This window comes from Arthrobacter sp. C2 (assembly GCA_024207135.1).
Lineage (GTDB): Bacteria > Actinomycetota > Actinomycetes > Actinomycetales > Micrococcaceae > Paeniglutamicibacter.
Genome location: CP042428.1, coordinates 2,645,144 through 2,660,931 on the forward strand (window position 1 = coordinate 2,645,144; position 15,788 = coordinate 2,660,931).

Consider the following 15,788-nt stretch of genomic DNA (forward strand, 5'->3'; position numbering starts at 1 on the left):
GGGTGGGGACCGGCCCAAGCCGGTCTTGCGAGTGGCTGGTGGGTGGCCCGGAATTACTTCCCGGGTCCCATCAATGAACTGGTGATCGAGCTGAGATCGAAGCCGGTGGCCGGCGTGGTCGTTTTGCCTTCCTGCGTCGGGGTTCCTGGAGCGGCCGACTTTTGGCCTGAGGTTCCGTGCGAGTGCACCGTTTCGGGGCGGGACTGCAGCAACAGCAGGTTTTCGCCGTCCGGCAGGTCTGCGTCCAGGGCCCACTCGATGTCCTGCGGGCATTTGTAGTGCTTTTCGGCGCGCTTGGCCATCTGCGCCACTGCCCTGAGCTCGTCGTCGGTCAGGGACCGGATTTCGGCCCGTTCGGCAGGCACTTCGCGTTCGATGAGGGCGCCCGAGACCGCATCGGGAACGAGTTCCGCATGCTTGTCCCCGATGTATTCGGAAACCACCTGGAGGGTGACCTTGTCGAGCATGATGTTGTCCGGGGTGACCAGGCCGGAGACGACCATCTCGCCGACGCCCCAGGAGGAGTCGATGGTGATCTTTGACCTGTCACCGCTGGCCGGGTTCATGGTGATGGCAACCCCTGCCACGCGGGCGTTGACCATCTTCTGGATGACCACCGCCATCGAAAGTCCCGCATTGGGGATGTTGTTCTTCAGGCGGTAGATGATGGCCCGCGCGGTGTAGAGCGAGGCCCAGCATTTGCGGATGTGCTCGGTGACCGCCGGCAAGCCCGTCAGCCACAGGTAGGTGTCCTGCTGGCCGGCGAAGGAGGCATCGGGCAGGTCTTCTGCTGTGGCGGAGGACCGCACCGCAACGGGAACCTCTGCACCGCACTGCTCCATGAGGGCGGCGTAGGCCTGGACCACGGCAGTGCGGACCAAGGCGGGGACGGGGCGGCTGCACAAGTCCTCGCGGATGGCCGCGGCGACCCGGTCCACCTCTGTCATGTTGTCGGCATCGATGTCCGCCAACAGCGTGGCGATTTCCTGGGCGATGCCGGCTTCTTCCACGAACGCGTCAAAGGACGCGGTGGTGACCACGAATCCCGGGGGCACAGGCATCCCGACAGCCGTCATGGATACCAGCGAGGCACCCTTGCCGCCGAGGGTCTCGAGTTCCGGGGCGCGGGGTTCGTCGAAGGCCTGGATGTAGGGGTTCAGTTCGGGTGACATGGTGTTTCCCGTTCGATTCAGGCGTTCCAGGTGACCGGGACGGTCTCCGGGACGCGGAAGGAAAGATTTTCACGGAAGGGGATCTCGGCGCCTTCGGCCACCCGCAAGGAGGGAACCATTCTCAGGGCTTCCTCGAGGCAGATCCTTGCCTGCAGCTTGGCGAGCATGTTGCCCAGGCAGTAGTGGATGCCGAACCCGAAGGAGAGGTGCTCGCGGGCGTTGGGCCGGGCGATGTCGAATTCTTCGCCGCCTTCGAAGCGATCTTCGTCCCGGTTGGCTGAGCCCTGAAGGAGCAGGATGCCCTCGCCCTTCTTGATTTTCTGGCCGGCGATCTCGGCGTCCCGGGTGGCCAGGCGGCGCCAGGCGACAATGGATCCGGCGTAGCGCAGGACCTCGTCGATGGCACCGGGGATCTTCTTCGGATCCTCGGCCAGTGCTTCCCACTGGTCACGGTGGGTCGGGAGAATGCGGAAGCAGTTGGCAATCAGCGTGGTGGTGGTCTCGTGGCCGGCGAAGAGCAGCGAGTAGAGCAGCGAGGAGATCTCGTGGTCGGAGATCTCCGCCCCCTCGGCCTGGGCCCTGACGATGTCGGCGGTGAGGTTGTCGCCGCCGTTTTCCTTGGCCTCAGCCACGAGTCGTTGGCACTCCTGCCAGTACTCCACGAGGTTGTGGGCATGTGGCACCTGCTCCTCGTCGCTGAGGTTGCCCCAGGTCATGGCCGCCCGGGAATCACTCCAGCGCTTGTAGGTGTCCAGCATCGACAGGTCCGCGCCAATGAGTGTGAGGATGGTGATGGTCGGGATCTCGTAGGCAAGATCCCTGAACATGTCCCCCCTGTGCTCCTCGCGGGCCAGCATGGCCTCCAGCCGGGAGACCACGTTTTCGCGGATGAACGGCTCCAGCACCTTGTAACGACGCGGGGTGAACGCCTTTTGGGCGATGGCGCGGATGCGGGTGTGCTCCGGGGGGATGCGTGCCGAGAGGCCGGAGTAGGCGGTGAAGCCGCCCTCCTCCATGATCTTCTTGGCCTGGGGACCGCGTTCGCGGATTGGGGCCTGGGCATTCTGGGAAGAAAAGGTCTCCCAGTCATCGAATACGGCCTTGGCGTCGTCATACCGGGCGACGACCCACAGGTTGGTCCGCTCGTCGAAAAAGATCGGGGCCTCGCGACGCAGTTCGGCGTATGCCGGGAAAGGGTTCTTCTGGTCGAAGGGCTGGTAGCCGTGGTGATCCGCGGTGTCCGCCGCCTCGCCGTGCCCATGGGGGCATTTGCCTTCTGCTGCTGCGGTGGTGCTGGTTGACTCGCTGGTCATGTCGTCTCCTGTCCGTGGCCGCCGGTGCCTTCGCGCTGTGCGCTTTGGTCTTTCCGTGGCCTTCGTGCAAACTGTGAGGTGGATCACTCGATGGGCTTGACAACCATCGTAGGCCGGGTGATCCACCTCACGCCATCGGATTTTTCACTCAGTGGAAACCACTTGTTTCGGACGTTTCCCCGCTTCACGAACCGGCGGACTCGGTGTCCTTCGGCGGGTCGCCGTGGTGGGCCTTGATCAACGTCTCCAACGGGATGCGCGCGGTGGCGGCCTCAAGCCTGGAGCTGACGGCCTTGAGCACCGGAAGGTGCTTGGTCATGGTCTCGGAGCGTTCGGCCGGCACCACGATTCCCAGCGCGGCCCCGATCCGCCCGGTGTGGAAGACCGGAACGGCGATCGAACAGGTCCCCGGACTCTGCTCGCCATGGGTCGTGGCATAACCGCGGGCTCGGGTCAGGTCCAGCTCGGCCGCCAGTTCCCGGGCGCCGGTGATGGTCCGGTCGGTCGCACGCTGCAGATCCAGGCCCAGATAGGCGGTGCGGACCCAGGGCTCTTCGTAGGCGAGCAGGACCTTGCCGACGGCGGTGGTGTGCATGGGCAGGCGCCCGCCCGTGCCGGCGGATTGCGGGACCCGGCGGCTGTCGTAGACACGCTCGATGTAGAGGACCTCATTGCCGTCCCTGATCGCGATGTGGGAGGTCTCCCGCGACAGGGAAAACACGTCCTGGACAAAGGGCTTGGCGGTGTCCCGCAACTGACGCCCGACATTCTGGGCCAGTTCCCAGATCCGCAGTCCCAGCTGGTACCGGCCGTTGGACGTCCGGGAGATCAGCTGCCACTCGGTGAGCTCGCCGACCAGGCGGTGGGCGGTACTGACCGGGATGCCAGCGATCGCGGCAATCTCGGTCAGCGCCAGGGGACGGCGTTCGGATTCGAACGCCGTCAACACGGACAGGACCTTGTCCGTGACCGAACGACCCGCTTCGCGGCTTCCCCCAGCCATCGAGGCGCCTCCTATTTCCCTGCGGCGATCAATGATCGATACCCCGACGCCTGCCCGATGAACCATTCAAGGCTATCGGGATTGGCCAGGGATCCGAGGTTGATGACATCGTCCGGGTCGTGGCCCAGGAAAAGCCGCTTGATGGGGATCTCGATCTTCTTCCCGGCATGCGTCACCGGCAGGGCAGGTGCCTGGATCACCGCATCGGGCACATGGCGGGCGCTGGTCACCGACCTGATCGTCTTTCCGATGCGCTCGGACAGCTCCGGCCCCAGCGTGGCGTCGTCCTTGAGCACGACAAACAGCGGCATGTAGTATCCGCCGCCGGACTCCTCGACGCCGATGACCAGGGAATCGGCCACCTCCGGAACCTGTTGCACCGCGGCGTAGATGTCCGCGCTTCCCAGGCGCACGCCTGCCCTGTTGAGGGTGGCGTCGGAGCGGCCATGGACCACGAAACCGCCCCAGGGCGACTGCGTGATCCAGTCGCCCTGGGTCCAGGCGCCGGGGAATTTCTCGAAATAGGAACGCCGGTAGCGGGAGCCGTCGGTGTCGTTCCAGAACCCCACGGGCATCGACGGCATGGGGCGGGAAACCACGAGCTCGCCGACCTCGCCGACGGCCGGCTCTCCAGCCTCGTTCCAGGCCTGGACGGCCACCCCGAGCAATGGTCCCTGCAGGTACCCCAGGTACACCGGATCCAGCGGGTTGGATCCGATGAATCCGGAGCAGATGTCCGTGCCCCCGGTGTCGGATCCCAGGTGCACGTCGGCCTTGACCTCGTCGTGCACCCATTGCCAGGTGGTTTCCGGCAGCGGTGACCCGGTGGAGAGGATGGCCCGGAGCCTGGACAGGTCCCAGTCCCGACCCGGGTGGGTCTCGGCCTTTTGCGCCAGGGCCAGGTAGGCGGCCCCGGTGGCAAACATGGTGGCTCCGTTGGTCGCGAGGATCTGGAATTGCCTATCCGCGCGCCCGTAGGTGGGCGACCCTGCGTAGGTGATCACCGAGGCCCCGACCATCAGGTTGTTCACCAGGGTGTTCCACACCATCCAGGACGTGTTGGCCGCGACGTAATAGAGGTCGCCCGGGCCCATGTCCTGGTTGAGCCCGCAGCCCTTCGAGGCCTCCAGGGTCATGCCGCCATGGCCGTGGATGATGCCCTTCGGGGCCCCGGTGGTTCCGGAGGAGAACAGGATCCACAGCGGGTGGCCGAACGGCACCCGGAGGAATTCCGGTTCAACTGCGGTGCCGGTCAGCTGTGCGAAGTCCCCGTGTTCGAAGGCCACGTCGCCGGCGGCCAGGTCCGGGTTCAGTTTCTTCACCAGGATCGTGTGCCGAACGCTGGGCAGCCCGGCGCGGACTTCGGCGAGGTGTTCCAGGCGGTCGAATTCCTTGCCGTTGAAACGGTAGCCGTCCGCCCCGATGAGGACCGTCGGCTCCAGCTGCGCCAGCCGGTCCAGGGTGGCCTGGGCGGAAAGGTCCGGGGAGTTGATGGTCCATACCGCACCGATGGAGGCCGCGGCGAGCAGGCCGATGATCGCCTCGGGGATGTTGGGAAGCACCGCGGCGACGCGGTCCCCGGGACCCACGCCGAGATCGCGCAGGTGCTTGGCCAGGGCGCCCACGCGCCCGGCGAGCTGGGACCAGCTGATGTCCCGCCGGGAGTCGTCCTCGCCCACCTCAAGGATTGCCGGGGCATCGCGCAATTGCGGGTCCTTGGCATGGCGCAGGAGGTTCTCGGCGAAGTTCAACCGCGCGTTGGGGTACCACACGGCTCCCGGCATCCTTTCCTCCGCGAGCGCCGGGCCCTCGAAGCCTTCCCCGAGGATGCCGAAGTATTCCCGCACGCCGTCCCAGAAGTCGGAAAGCTCGGTGACCGACCAATTCCAGATATCCCGGTAGTCATTGAGGGACACCTCGTGCCTGGCCTCGACCCAGCGCATGAAGTCACTCAGCCGGGCATTTCGAACCTGCTCGGGCGCGGGGTGCCAGGTGACGGCAGGTCGCTGGGCCATCGATGCTGCGTTTGCGGTGCTCACGGGGTCTCCTCGTCGGTGGGTGCGGGCATCGGAGCCCCATGTTCCTGCAGCAATGCTGCCAATTCCTCGAGCGAGTCGAGGATGAGATCCGGGGTTTGCTCGACGCCGGCTTCGCCTGCATCCTCGCGGGAGTTGGTGCCGGTGGTCATCAGGACCCCCAGGGCCCCATGTGCCCGGGCCATTCCGGCCTCCATCCGCAGGTCGTCGCCGACCACTAGTATTTCTTCGGGCTGTGCGCCGGTCCGGGAGCAAATGGCACCAAAGGCCTCCGCGGAGGGCTTGCCCAGGACCTTGTAGGGCCTGCCCGTCACGTGTGTCAGCCCCGCGGCGATGAATCCGGAGACCCCGACGTTGAGGCGTTCATGGGAGGCAAAGGTCGGCGCAGCCGAGGTGGTGTAGAGCTCGGCGCCGGCCAGCACCGCCTCCGCTGCTGCCACGATCTTCTCCCGGCCGAACTCGATGTCCCAGCCGACCACCACGGCGGCCACCTCTCCGGCGCGGCCGGCGAGCGCCTGGTCCTGATCCACCATCTGGACCCCGCGCGCCGCGAAGGGCTCGGTGACGCCCTCGCCGCCGAAGACCATGACGCGTCCGCCGGGATAGCGGGTGGCCATGGTCTCGGCCGCGACCACGGCGGGAGTCATGACCTGGTCATCGCGCACCTCCAGTCCGAGTTCGCGCAGGGTGGTGGCGATCGCGGAGGGGGTCTGGAAAGAGCCGTTGGTGAAGCAGACGAAGTTCCGTCCGGTGGCCCGCACCGCTTCGAGGGCTTCGAGGGCACCGGGCAGGACCGTGCCGCCGTAGCCGCTGGGCTGATCGGCCAGCAGCAGGCAGCCGTCGATGTCGAACATCACCCCGTGGACCCGGGCCAGGCGCTTGGCCAGCTCCGGGGCCACCGCGGCGCCGGTGCGGGCCGGGTTTCCCGGGGCCTTGGTTCCTGTCGTGGTTCTGGTGCTCATGTTGTTCCCCCGGGGGATTGTGGGTTGCCCGCGTCGTTGCGGCGTTGCAGCCTCAGGTGCTGGTTGCCGCGGCGGATATCCAGCGACTTCCAGTTCGGCAGGGTGTTGACCGCGCGGATCGCATCGCCCAGGTTCAGCACCGGGCCGGCGGCTGCGGCGCGCTTGCCCGCTGGTTCCCACGCGGGAGCCGGGCCCGCGGCGCGCACGGCGTCAAGCAGGTCCGGGGCCATGACCAGGCGCAGGAGCAGCTCCTCGTCCGCGACGTCGCGGCCGAGCTTGCGCTGCTGGTCGGCGCGCAGTTCCTCGAGCGGGCGGTCGTGGGCGGGGTCCATCTTCAGTTCCCTGGCCCGGGGCAAGGCGTTGACCCTTGCGCGGATCGACGGGTCGATCTCGCCGACCGGCGTGCCGAAGTGCCCCAGCACGAACCTGACGACCTCGTCGGGGATGCGGCTGTAGCGTTCCTGCCCGGACTTGGCGGCCAGCACGTTCATCAATGCCTGGCTGCCGACGAACTGGCTGAACGGGGTCACCATGATCGGGTACCCGAGTTCGGCGCGCACCGTCCCGGTCTCGGCGATCACCGCGGGCAGGTCGTCCTCGATCCGCAATTCCTTTAGTTGCCGTTTCAGGGTGCCCATCATGCCGCCGGGGACCTGGTGGGCGTGGGGCGACAGGTCAAAGGGCATGGTTTGGCCGGCGGGCAGCTGCTGCGCTTCGGCGATCCGGGCGATGGTTGCCGCGGCGCGCTCGACGGCGGCGCGGTCCGCCGCATAGGGGATGCCCAGGGCGTCGAGGTTGTCCATGACCGAGAGCATCTCGGGCTGGGCGGTGCCGTTGGCCAGTGCCCCGATACCGGTGTGCAGCACGTCCACGCCCAGTTGCGCGGCGAGCATGTAGACCTGCGGTGCCTCCCCGGTGGTGCAGTGGCTGTGCAGTTCCAGCGTCTTGCCCACCACCACCTCGCGCAGCGCCGGGATCAGGTGCCCGGTGCGCTCATAGGTCAGCAGTCCGCCGGGGTCCTTGAGGTAGACCGCGTCGATGTTCGAGTCCTTGGCGAACGCGCGGGCCGCTTCCACATAGGTGTCGTCGGTGTGCAGGGGCGATTCGGTGAACGTCGTGGCTGCCACGACGTGGGTGATGCCCTCTTCCTTGGCCCACCTGGCGATGGTGCGCACCGCGTCGACGTCGTTCATCGGATCGGCGATCTGCAGCCGTGCCAGTCCGTGCTTGGCCATCAAGCGCAAGGAGAGGCGCATGACGGTCTCCGAGGCGCGGTCCCAGGACATGAAACGCATGCCCGTGGTGATGGCCGAGAGCGGCGTGCGTCCGGTCACCGCATGCATGCGCGAAATCCGCTCCCACGGATCCTCGAGGTGGGTCTTGGAACCCATCAGCAGGTTGGTGGAACTGGTGAAGTCGATGGCTTCCAGGCCGATCAGGGCCAGGTCCTCACCCACGGCCTCGACCATGCCCGTGGTCAGGCCGGTGGCCCCCCACAGCGACTGGTTGCCGTCCCGCAGCGAGGTGTCGACGAAGCGAACCGGCGCCCGGCCGGTGGAATCGGTGCTCGGTTGTTCAGTCATCTGGCTGCGTCCTATCCTTCAAGTGGGTCTCCCACACGGGCCCGAACCACGTGGTGGGCATGGAACCGGCGCGGAAGTCCGGATGGTTCAAGACAAATTCGTGCATCGGCAGCGTGGTTTTCACCCCGTCGATGCGGGTGCGCGCCACGGCCGAGGCGAGCGCCTGAACCGCCGCCTCGCGGTTGTGTGCCCGCACGATGAGCTTGCCCATCAGGCTGTCGTAGAACGGCGGGAACGAGTAGTCATCCCGCAGGTGGGTGTCCACCCTGATCCCGGGCCCGCGCGGCCAGGTGACGGTGTTGATGTGCCCGGGTGACGGGCGGAAGTCCAGCAGCGGGTCCTCGGCGTTGATGCGGACCTCGATCGCCGTGGTCGGTGGCACCGGCGGGACCTCGGGCAGTTCCGGGTCCATCCCCAGGGCCAGGCGCAGCTGGGCTGCCACCAAATCGACACCGAATGCTTCTTCGGTGACCGGGTGCTCGACCTGGATGCGGGCGTTGACCTCGAGGAAGATCACGTCCTCCGATTGGGTGTCGACCATGAACTCGACGGTGCCCGCCCCGCGGTAGCGCAATTCGCGGACCAACGCGCGGGAGGAGTCGTGCAGGATCTTGCGGCGTTCGGCGGAGAGTCCGGGGGCCGGGCATTCCTCGACCAGCTTCTGGTGGCGGCGCTGCACCGAGCAATCGCGGTCGCCGAAGATCAACGCGTTGCCTTCCCCGTCCCCGAACACCTGCACCTCCACGTGGCGGGCTGCGGCGTAGTAGCGCTCGAGGTAGAGTTCGCCGTTGCCAAAGGCCGCGATGGCCTCGGCCGCGGCCTGCGGGGCCAGAGACACCAGGGACTCGGCGTCGGGGGCCAGGCGGATGCCGCGCCCCCCTCCCCCGTAGACGGCCTTGACCAGCAACGGATAGCCCACCTCGGCACCCAGGGAGCGCAGCTGCTCCGCGTTATGGGGGTCGGCAACGGGTGCCGCCACGGCCACCGGGGTTCCCGCCGCAACTGCCACCTTGCGGGCGCTGGACTTGTCGCCCACTGCCCGCAGCGTCTCGGCGCGCGGGCCGGCGAAGGCGATGCCTTCTGCTTCCAGCAGTTCGGTGAGCTCGGGCTGTTCGCTGAGAAATCCGTAACCCGGGTGGACCACGTCCGCTCCGACCTGGATCGCTGCCTGCGCGATCAGTTCGGGACGCAGGTAGGACTGCGATGCCTGGGCGGGGCCGATGACAACGACCTGGTCGGCGAGCGCTGCCCCCAGGGAATTGCGGTCGGCCGCGCTGACCGCAAGCACGGCGCGTGCCCCGATGCGGTGGGCGGCCTCGATGACGCGCACGGCGATCTCACCGCGGTTTGCCACCAGCACGGTGGGGATGGCGGCCGGTTTCGCGCCGCCCTGCTGCTGGCTCATGAGGCCTCCGGGGCAATGAACAGCAGGTCCTGTCCGTATTCCACTGCCTCGGCGTCCTTCGCCGCGATGGCGGAGACGGTTCCGGCAACCCCTGCATGGACCGGGTTCATCAGCTTCATGACCTCGATGATGCCGATGACCGAATCGGCTGTGACGGTGTCTCCCACTGAGACAAACGGCGCTTCACCAGGGGCAGGGCTACGGAAGAAGATTCCCAGCATCGGGGATGTCACGGCTGTGCCCTGGGGCGCCGCGGGCGCTGCCGGAGCTGCCGGAGTTGCCGGAGTTGCCGGCGCGGATGGTTCCGGCTGCACCAACGCCGCCGGCGCGGGCGCGGGTTGCACAGCTGCGGCCGGGGCAACGGGAACAGGCTGCGCGGCCGCCTCGACGGGCAGATCGCCGCGGGACATGCGCACGGAGATGCCGTCGTAGTCGACTGCGACATTGTCGAAGTCGGAACCGTCGAGTTCGGTGATCAGTTGCACCAGGTCGTCCCAGGAGGGACGGGAGTTCTCTGCCATGATTAGGATCCTTTCGAAGCCGATGAGATGAAGCCCAGCAGCGCGGATGCCGCGGACTTGTCTTTCGTGCGGGCGTTGTGTTCTTCCTTGCGTTTTTTCCAGTTCGTCTCGGGGCGCGATTGCAGGAGCATGATTTGGCTGGTGCCATCCGCATGCCGTTCAAGTGCCCATTCGATGTCTTGGGGTTGTCCGTAGTGCTTTTCGACGTCGATGGCGATCCGTGCCAGCTGGAGCACTTCTTCCTCGCTCAGGCATGCCCGGCTGCGGCGTTCGGCATCCACCTCGCGCAGTTCAATGCCGTTGGAGCCGGCGTTGGGGACGTATTCCTGGGCTTTCTCGGCGATCCGCGTTTCCTTGATGACCGGGCCGATCTTGGAGAGCCAGTATTCATCCGGGGTCACTTCGCCGGAGACCACCGACTGGCCCAGTCCGTAGCTGGCATTGATGGCGACCACGGAGCGGTCCCCGGAAATGGGGCTGACCGTGAAGGTCACCCCGGCGACGTCGGCAGCGGCCATCAGTTGGATGGCCACCGAGATGCGCGATGAGGCTGCGCCCTCGGCTGCGTCCATGGTGGACCGGTAGGAGATGGCCTGCGGGGTGTAGAGGCTGGCCCAGCATTCGCGGATCTTCTCGAGCACCGTTTCGGCGCCGCTGACCCACAGGAAGGTTTCCTGCTGGCCGGCGAAGCTGGCGGCATCTCCGTCCTCGTCGGTGGCCGATGAGCGGACGGCCACGGGGATCATTGCGGCGTCCGGCCCGGTGAGGCCGCGCCGAGCGGCAGTCTGGGCCGCCAAGGCGTTGTAGCCCTCGGTGATTTCCCGTTCCATGTCCTGGGGCATTGGATGGTGCAGGATCAGCTCGATGGCCTTCTCGTGGGCCCGCTGGAGTTCCTGGGGGCCGGCGTCCTGCATTCCCTGGACCAGGTCCTGCAGCCGTGAGCGAAGGCCGGAGCCATCGCGAAAGTCCTCGAAGGCGTCGACGGTGACGGCAAAGCCGTCCGGGACGGGGAGCCCTGCTCCGACCATTTCGCCGAGGCTGGCACACTTGCCGCCCACCGTTTCGCGGTCGCCGGCCCGCAATTCGGCAAAGGGACGTACGTAGCGTGGCATCAGTTCTCTTCCTCCAGAATGGTGACGGTGCCGGCGTCGCCGTCGACGCGGATCAGCTGGCCAGTTTTGATGGTTGAGGTGCCGAAGCCGACTCCGACGACGGCGGGCAACCCGTATTCGCGCGAGACGATCGCCGCGTGGCACATGATGCCGCCAATGTCCGAGACTGAGCCGCGGATGCGGCCGAACACGGGTGTCCAGCTGGGGCTCGTGACCGGGGCGACGAGGATTTCCCCGTCCTGGACCGTATCCAACTCGTCGGGCCGCATGACCACGCGGGCCCGTCCCTCGGCCACACCGGGCGAGCCGGCGAAGCCGGTCAGGACCTTGGAATCACCCTCGCCCGCCTGGGCGGCGAGCCACCTGTCAACGGTTTCGGGGGTGATGCCCCAGAGCATAATGGTCAGCGGCTCGTTGACCTCGCCCGGGACCGGGCCGAGTGCCGGCGGTGGGGACCAGGCACTGAGTGCACGGTAGATCTCGCGGCGGCGGGCAATGATGGGCGGCCAGTGGAAGCCGCCCTGCGGGGTGCCACCTGCGCCCCATGCCATCTGCAGGTCGTAGATCGCTTCCTCGACCTCTGCGCGGCGCAGGAAGAAAATGTCTTCGATGTCGTTCCAGAAGCCCCATTCAACGAACTTGGCGCTGAATTCCCGCACCTTGTTCCAGAATCCGGTGAGGAACCAGTGCTCGACATAGAAGTTGTGGTTTTCGACGTAGGGGAACACCGTGCGTGCCAACCCGAGGGTCTCGTCGAAGGCCTCCCGGTCATCCTCGTCCAGCAACTCGCGGTAGTTTGCGGTGATCTCGTCGCGTTCAGCCTGGAGCTTGTCCAGGGGGCGGGTGAGGTCGTTGCCGGCACGGAGCTGGTCGATGTAGTCTCCGATGCCCTGCAGCGGCAGCGCCATGTCATCGACCCAGCTCCGGTGGGAGTGGTACATGCCCGATCCGTTGGAGAAGTTGAACCAGGGATCCTTGGCCGTATCGAGGGCGGCGAGCCAGGCCAGACCCGCCTCATCGGTGAGGTTCGCCCGCAGCTCGTCCTCGGAAGAGCAGGCCTTCACCGCGTCGGAAACGCCAAGTTCCTCGGCCTTGCGGGCCAGGTTGCGCAACTCGTCATCGGGACGGAACAGCAGGACATCGATGCCGGAGACCATGCGTGAGATGGTCTGGTCGCCGATTTCCGGGAAGTGCCCCTTGCACAGCGTGAGGAATTGCAGGTAGGCGGCGTAACCAAGATTCAGGAATTCGGAATGCAAGGTCCAGATCTGGTCCCCTGCTTCAAGCAGTCGGTGGTATCCGGCCAGCAGCAGGTTTCCCTGTGTGGGGCCCCGGTCCTCGGTGACCCTTTCAAGGGCTTCGAACTCGCTGAGTTCCGGGACCTCGATCTCATAAACGCCCTTGATGGCGTCCGTGACGCGGGTTTCCCACTCATCGTAGAGGGCGTCCCAGTTCTTGAAGTAGTAGCCGGCACGCTGGGCAAATTCTCCGGCACGCCGGGCTTGTGTCTCTTCGTCCGGGGAGTCCAGCGCGGACATGTAGGTGTACCCGTTGATGACGCGAACATCCAGGCCCAAGGCCGGTGGCAGGGCGAAGACCCGGGTATTTGTCACGCCGGTTCCGGTGAACGACCCGTCGATGACGGCGTGGTCGAAGGGGTAGGAGACTTCGGGGAAGTGCAGTGAGTTGCGGAACCAGGTCCTCTTCGAATCCTCGTCACGACGGGCCTCGAGAAAACGGTTGTGGTAGGAGTACATATCCTCCCAGCCTTCGGCGCCCTCGGGTGTCTCGATGTCGTACGGGTCTGGAAAGCTTGCTTTGAGAGCGGACAATTGATCCGTTGCATGGCTTGGCATGAGGAGCTCCTTGGATTCGGAATGGAACCGGCACCGCTCGGCTGGATGGCTGGCCGAGGGGCTGACTCGCTTGACTGGGGCGTACCATCGAGCATGCCTCACAGTGACCAGCGTCACCACCTTGTTTTTCATTCAGTGAAAAGGGAACATTGAAGGAACACATGAAAGGAACGCCATGACGCGAAATCCGATGCTGTCTGCGCGTAGCGCCGAGCCAGCGGCCCCGAAGCCGGAAAGCGACCAGGAATCGGGCACTAACCCGGCACCCGCGGCCACTGGTGTCGAGGAAACCCACCCGGTCCCGCTGGCGGTGAAGTCTGTTGCAGAGCGCGTCTTCATGGTGCTGTTGTCCTTTGACCCCCGCCACCGCGCGATGACCCAGTCCGAGATCTCCCGCCGAGTGGGCCTGCCCGTGGCCACGGTGCACCGGTTGCTGCACAAGCTCGAATCCATGGGAGCCGTCGAACGCGCAGCAGACGGCCGCTACGGCATCGGCCCCCTGATGTGGCGCATGGGCATCCTCGCCCCGACGCATGACGTGATCGGTCGCGGCGCCCGGCCCCTGCTGATGTCCCTGAGCGCCCGCACCTCCGCAAACGTCCGGGTTCTTAGCTATTTTGACGAGGCAGCAATGTGTGTCGACGAAATCCTTGCCGTCTCAATGTCGGCCGACAGCGGACTGGGGGAAATGCACCCTCTGCACACTTCGGCGGGAGGAATCGCGATTGCCGCCCAACTGTCCCCCGACAAGCGGCAGAAGCTGAGACTGACCCGGGCGGTCTTCAACAGGCTCGAGCAGCGGGTCTCCGACGCGGGCGAGCGCCGCCATGTCCATCTTGCGGAGGAGGGATTCGGCGAACTTGCAGTGGCATTGGATGTCACGGATCGACCGCCGATGTCGATCTCCCTTCGCTACCCGCGTCCGTCCGGAACCGACGGACGCAACGACGCCACGCGATTGGCGGCGCTGCAGGAAACCGCCCGATCGCTCTCGGGCATACTGAACGAAAGGCTGGCCCCATGACCGAACCACTTGTGGCACCTCCCCCCAAATCGGTCGTGGCACGGGCCCTGCTGATCCTGGGGCAATTCAGCGTTGCCACACCGGCACTGACCATCAGCGAGCTCTCCCGAAGCACCGGACTGGCGGTGGCCACCGTCTTTCGGCTACTCGGAGAGCTGGAAGCGGGCCAATACGTCGAGCGGTCTCCGCGCGGCCGCTACCGTTTGGGGAAGCGACTGTGGGAAATGGGATTGCTGACCCCGCTTCATGCCCGGCTGCGGGAAAGCGCCCTGCCCTTCCTGCTTAACCTCCAGTACAAGTCCGGCGAGACGGTGCAGTTCGCCATCCCGGACGGCGCTGCCGCACTGTATATCGAAAAGCTGACCAACGAGGAGTCGGTGCCCCAGCAAAGTCGCATCGGGGCGCGGATCCCGCTGCACGCCACCGGACTGGGCAAGGCCATGCTGGCCTTCAGCAAACCCGAGGTGCTGGACGAGGTGCTGGCGCAGCCGCTGAAACCCTACACTCCCAACACCTTGGTCGATCCCGACAGCTTCAGGCAGGAACTCCATCAGATCCGGGACCGCGGCTATGCCACGAGTTCGGAGGAATACGTCCCCGGATCGATGTCGATTGCGGCGCCGGTGATGGTCGGAGAGTCCGTCCAAGCCGCCGTGGCGCTGGTCAATTACCGCCTCGAAGGTGATCTGGAACGATTCTCCGAACCGCTCCTGCACGCCGCGGAAGGCATTGGCCGGCGACTGAGGGACATGGAAGGCCTGGATTTCCCGAGTTTGCATGCGCCGGAGAACGGCATTCCGGAAGGAAATGCAACAGCCCAAGGCTGATCCCGGGGATCTTCCTCCGCGATATCCCGGCTCCCGCCCATCCAATGAAACCGATATCGGGTCAACGGCGGCAAGCCTTGCCCAACACACGAAGAAAGCAGGAAATGACATGTTGCTCAAAGGTAAAGTTGCCCTGGTCACCGGAGCGGCTGCTGGCCTGGGCCGAGCCATTGCCGAGTCCTACGCCCGGGAAGGCGCCTCGGTCATGGTGACGGACATCAACGCGGAAGGCGCCGCTGCCGTGGCAGCCGCGATCACCGAATCCGGCGGCACCGCGACCAGCGCCCGGTTGGACACGACGGACCCGCAACAGCATATGGATCTGGTGGCTCGAATTGAGAGCACATTCGGGCGCCTCGACATTGCGGCCAACAATGCCGGCATCACGATCCCGGCTCGGCCCACGGCCGACCTGTCTCTCGAAGACTGGGAGCGGGTGCGCAGCGTGGATCTTGACGGAGTTTTTTACGGAGTCCGGGCGCAGATCCCGGCGATGCAGCGCGCCGGCGGCGGCGTCATCCTCACGACCTCAAGCATTGCCGGACAGCGCGGCCTGTGGGGAATGCTGCCCTATTCCGCGGCCAAGCATGGTGTGATCGGCATGATGAAAACCATCGCCTGGGAGTATGGCACCGAAGGCATTCGCGCGCTGGCCGTGGGCCCGGCGTTCATCAAGACCGGGCTGGAAGACAACATGCCCGAAGACGTCCGTGCCCAGCTTCCGGGCATGCACGCGCTTGGCCGGATGGGTGAACCACGCGAGGTGGGCGACACTTTCGCCTGGCTCAGCAGTGACCAGGCCAGCTTCCTGACCGGTTCGTATATTCCCGTCGACGGCGGCTACCTGGCCCGCTAGCTCGTCCCCCAAGCACGGCCTGCCGCTTCCCGCCATCAGCGCGGGAAATGGCAGGCCACTCCTTTTGGATGATTCCCTGCTCTTCGTTGTTCGTGCAGAAACGCGGAGGATCAAAGCC

Annotated in this window: 13 protein-coding genes; 3 read left to right on the top strand and 10 right to left on the bottom strand. The window is 66.0% G+C overall.

Annotated features, from left to right (window positions below; genetic code table 11):
* Positions 1 to 53: 53 nt before the first annotated feature.
* The 10 genes from FPY90_RS12345 to FPY90_RS12390 form a co-directional block, all read right to left on the bottom strand.
* Positions 54 to 1,172: a PEP/pyruvate-binding domain-containing protein gene (locus FPY90_RS12345; protein WP_498681293.1), complete on the bottom strand. Its 1,119-nt coding sequence runs from the start codon at positions 1,170 to 1,172 to the stop codon at positions 54 to 56.
* Positions 1,173 to 1,189: 17 nt separating this feature from the next.
* Complete coding sequence (locus tag FPY90_RS12350; protein ID WP_498681296.1) at positions 1,190 to 2,485, bottom strand: cytochrome P450; 1,296 nt, start codon at positions 2,483 to 2,485, stop codon at positions 1,190 to 1,192.
* A gap of 184 nt (positions 2,486 to 2,669) precedes the next feature.
* Entirely contained in the window at positions 2,670 to 3,488 is an 819-nt protein-coding gene (locus tag FPY90_RS12355; RefSeq protein ID WP_498681297.1) for an IclR family transcriptional regulator, read from the bottom strand.
* Positions 3,489 to 3,499: 11 nt separating this feature from the next.
* A complete protein-coding gene (locus FPY90_RS12360) occupies positions 3,500 to 5,527 on the bottom strand; it encodes an acetoacetate--CoA ligase (protein ID WP_498681299.1) in 2,028 nt (675 codons plus the stop codon).
* Positions 5,524 to 6,486, bottom strand: coding sequence for an HAD-IIA family hydrolase (locus FPY90_RS12365; protein ID WP_498681301.1), 963 nt, complete (start codon positions 6,484 to 6,486; stop codon positions 5,524 to 5,526). Before FPY90_RS12365 ends, FPY90_RS12360 begins: the two co-directional genes overlap by 4 nt.
* Positions 6,483 to 8,069, bottom strand: coding sequence for a hydroxymethylglutaryl-CoA lyase-like TIM-barrel protein (locus FPY90_RS12370; protein ID WP_498681302.1), 1,587 nt, complete (start codon positions 8,067 to 8,069; stop codon positions 6,483 to 6,485). Before FPY90_RS12370 ends, FPY90_RS12365 begins: the two co-directional genes overlap by 4 nt.
* Positions 8,062 to 9,474 carry an acetyl-CoA carboxylase biotin carboxylase subunit gene (locus FPY90_RS12375; protein ID WP_498681304.1) on the bottom strand — a complete coding sequence of 471 codons (1,413 nt, stop codon included), beginning with the start codon at positions 9,472 to 9,474 and terminating at the stop codon, positions 8,062 to 8,064. Before FPY90_RS12375 ends, FPY90_RS12370 begins: the two co-directional genes overlap by 8 nt.
* Positions 9,471 to 9,995, bottom strand: coding sequence for an acetyl-CoA carboxylase biotin carboxyl carrier protein (gene accB / locus FPY90_RS12380; protein WP_498681305.1), 525 nt, complete (start codon positions 9,993 to 9,995; stop codon positions 9,471 to 9,473). Before accB ends, FPY90_RS12375 begins: the two co-directional genes overlap by 4 nt.
* Before the next feature lie 2 nt (positions 9,996 to 9,997).
* On the bottom strand, positions 9,998 to 11,107 hold the full coding sequence (locus tag FPY90_RS12385) for a PEP/pyruvate-binding domain-containing protein (RefSeq protein ID WP_498681307.1): 1,110 nt from the start codon (positions 11,105 to 11,107) through the stop codon (positions 9,998 to 10,000).
* Positions 11,107 to 12,963 carry a PEP-utilizing enzyme gene (locus FPY90_RS12390; RefSeq protein ID WP_498681309.1) on the bottom strand — a complete coding sequence of 619 codons (1,857 nt, stop codon included), beginning with the start codon at positions 12,961 to 12,963 and terminating at the stop codon, positions 11,107 to 11,109. Before FPY90_RS12390 ends, FPY90_RS12385 begins: the two co-directional genes overlap by 1 nt.
* A gap of 175 nt (positions 12,964 to 13,138) precedes the next feature.
* Between FPY90_RS12390 and FPY90_RS12395 the strand changes: the two genes are divergently transcribed.
* The 3 genes from FPY90_RS12395 to FPY90_RS12405 are packed head-to-tail and all read left to right on the top strand — an operon-like array spanning position 13,139 to position 15,670.
* The gene (locus FPY90_RS12395; protein WP_498681311.1) at positions 13,139 to 13,987 is read left to right on the top strand and encodes an IclR family transcriptional regulator; all 849 of its coding nucleotides are present in this window, start codon (positions 13,139 to 13,141) and stop codon (positions 13,985 to 13,987) included.
* A complete protein-coding gene (locus tag FPY90_RS12400) occupies positions 13,984 to 14,814 on the top strand; it encodes an IclR family transcriptional regulator (RefSeq protein ID WP_498681312.1) in 831 nt (276 codons plus the stop codon). The genes FPY90_RS12395 and FPY90_RS12400 overlap by 4 nt, the downstream gene beginning before the upstream one ends.
* A complete protein-coding gene (locus FPY90_RS12405) occupies positions 14,795 to 15,670 on the top strand; it encodes an SDR family NAD(P)-dependent oxidoreductase (protein ID WP_498681314.1) in 876 nt (291 codons plus the stop codon). The genes FPY90_RS12400 and FPY90_RS12405 overlap by 20 nt, the downstream gene beginning before the upstream one ends.
* The last annotated feature ends 118 nt before the right edge of the window (positions 15,671 to 15,788 follow it).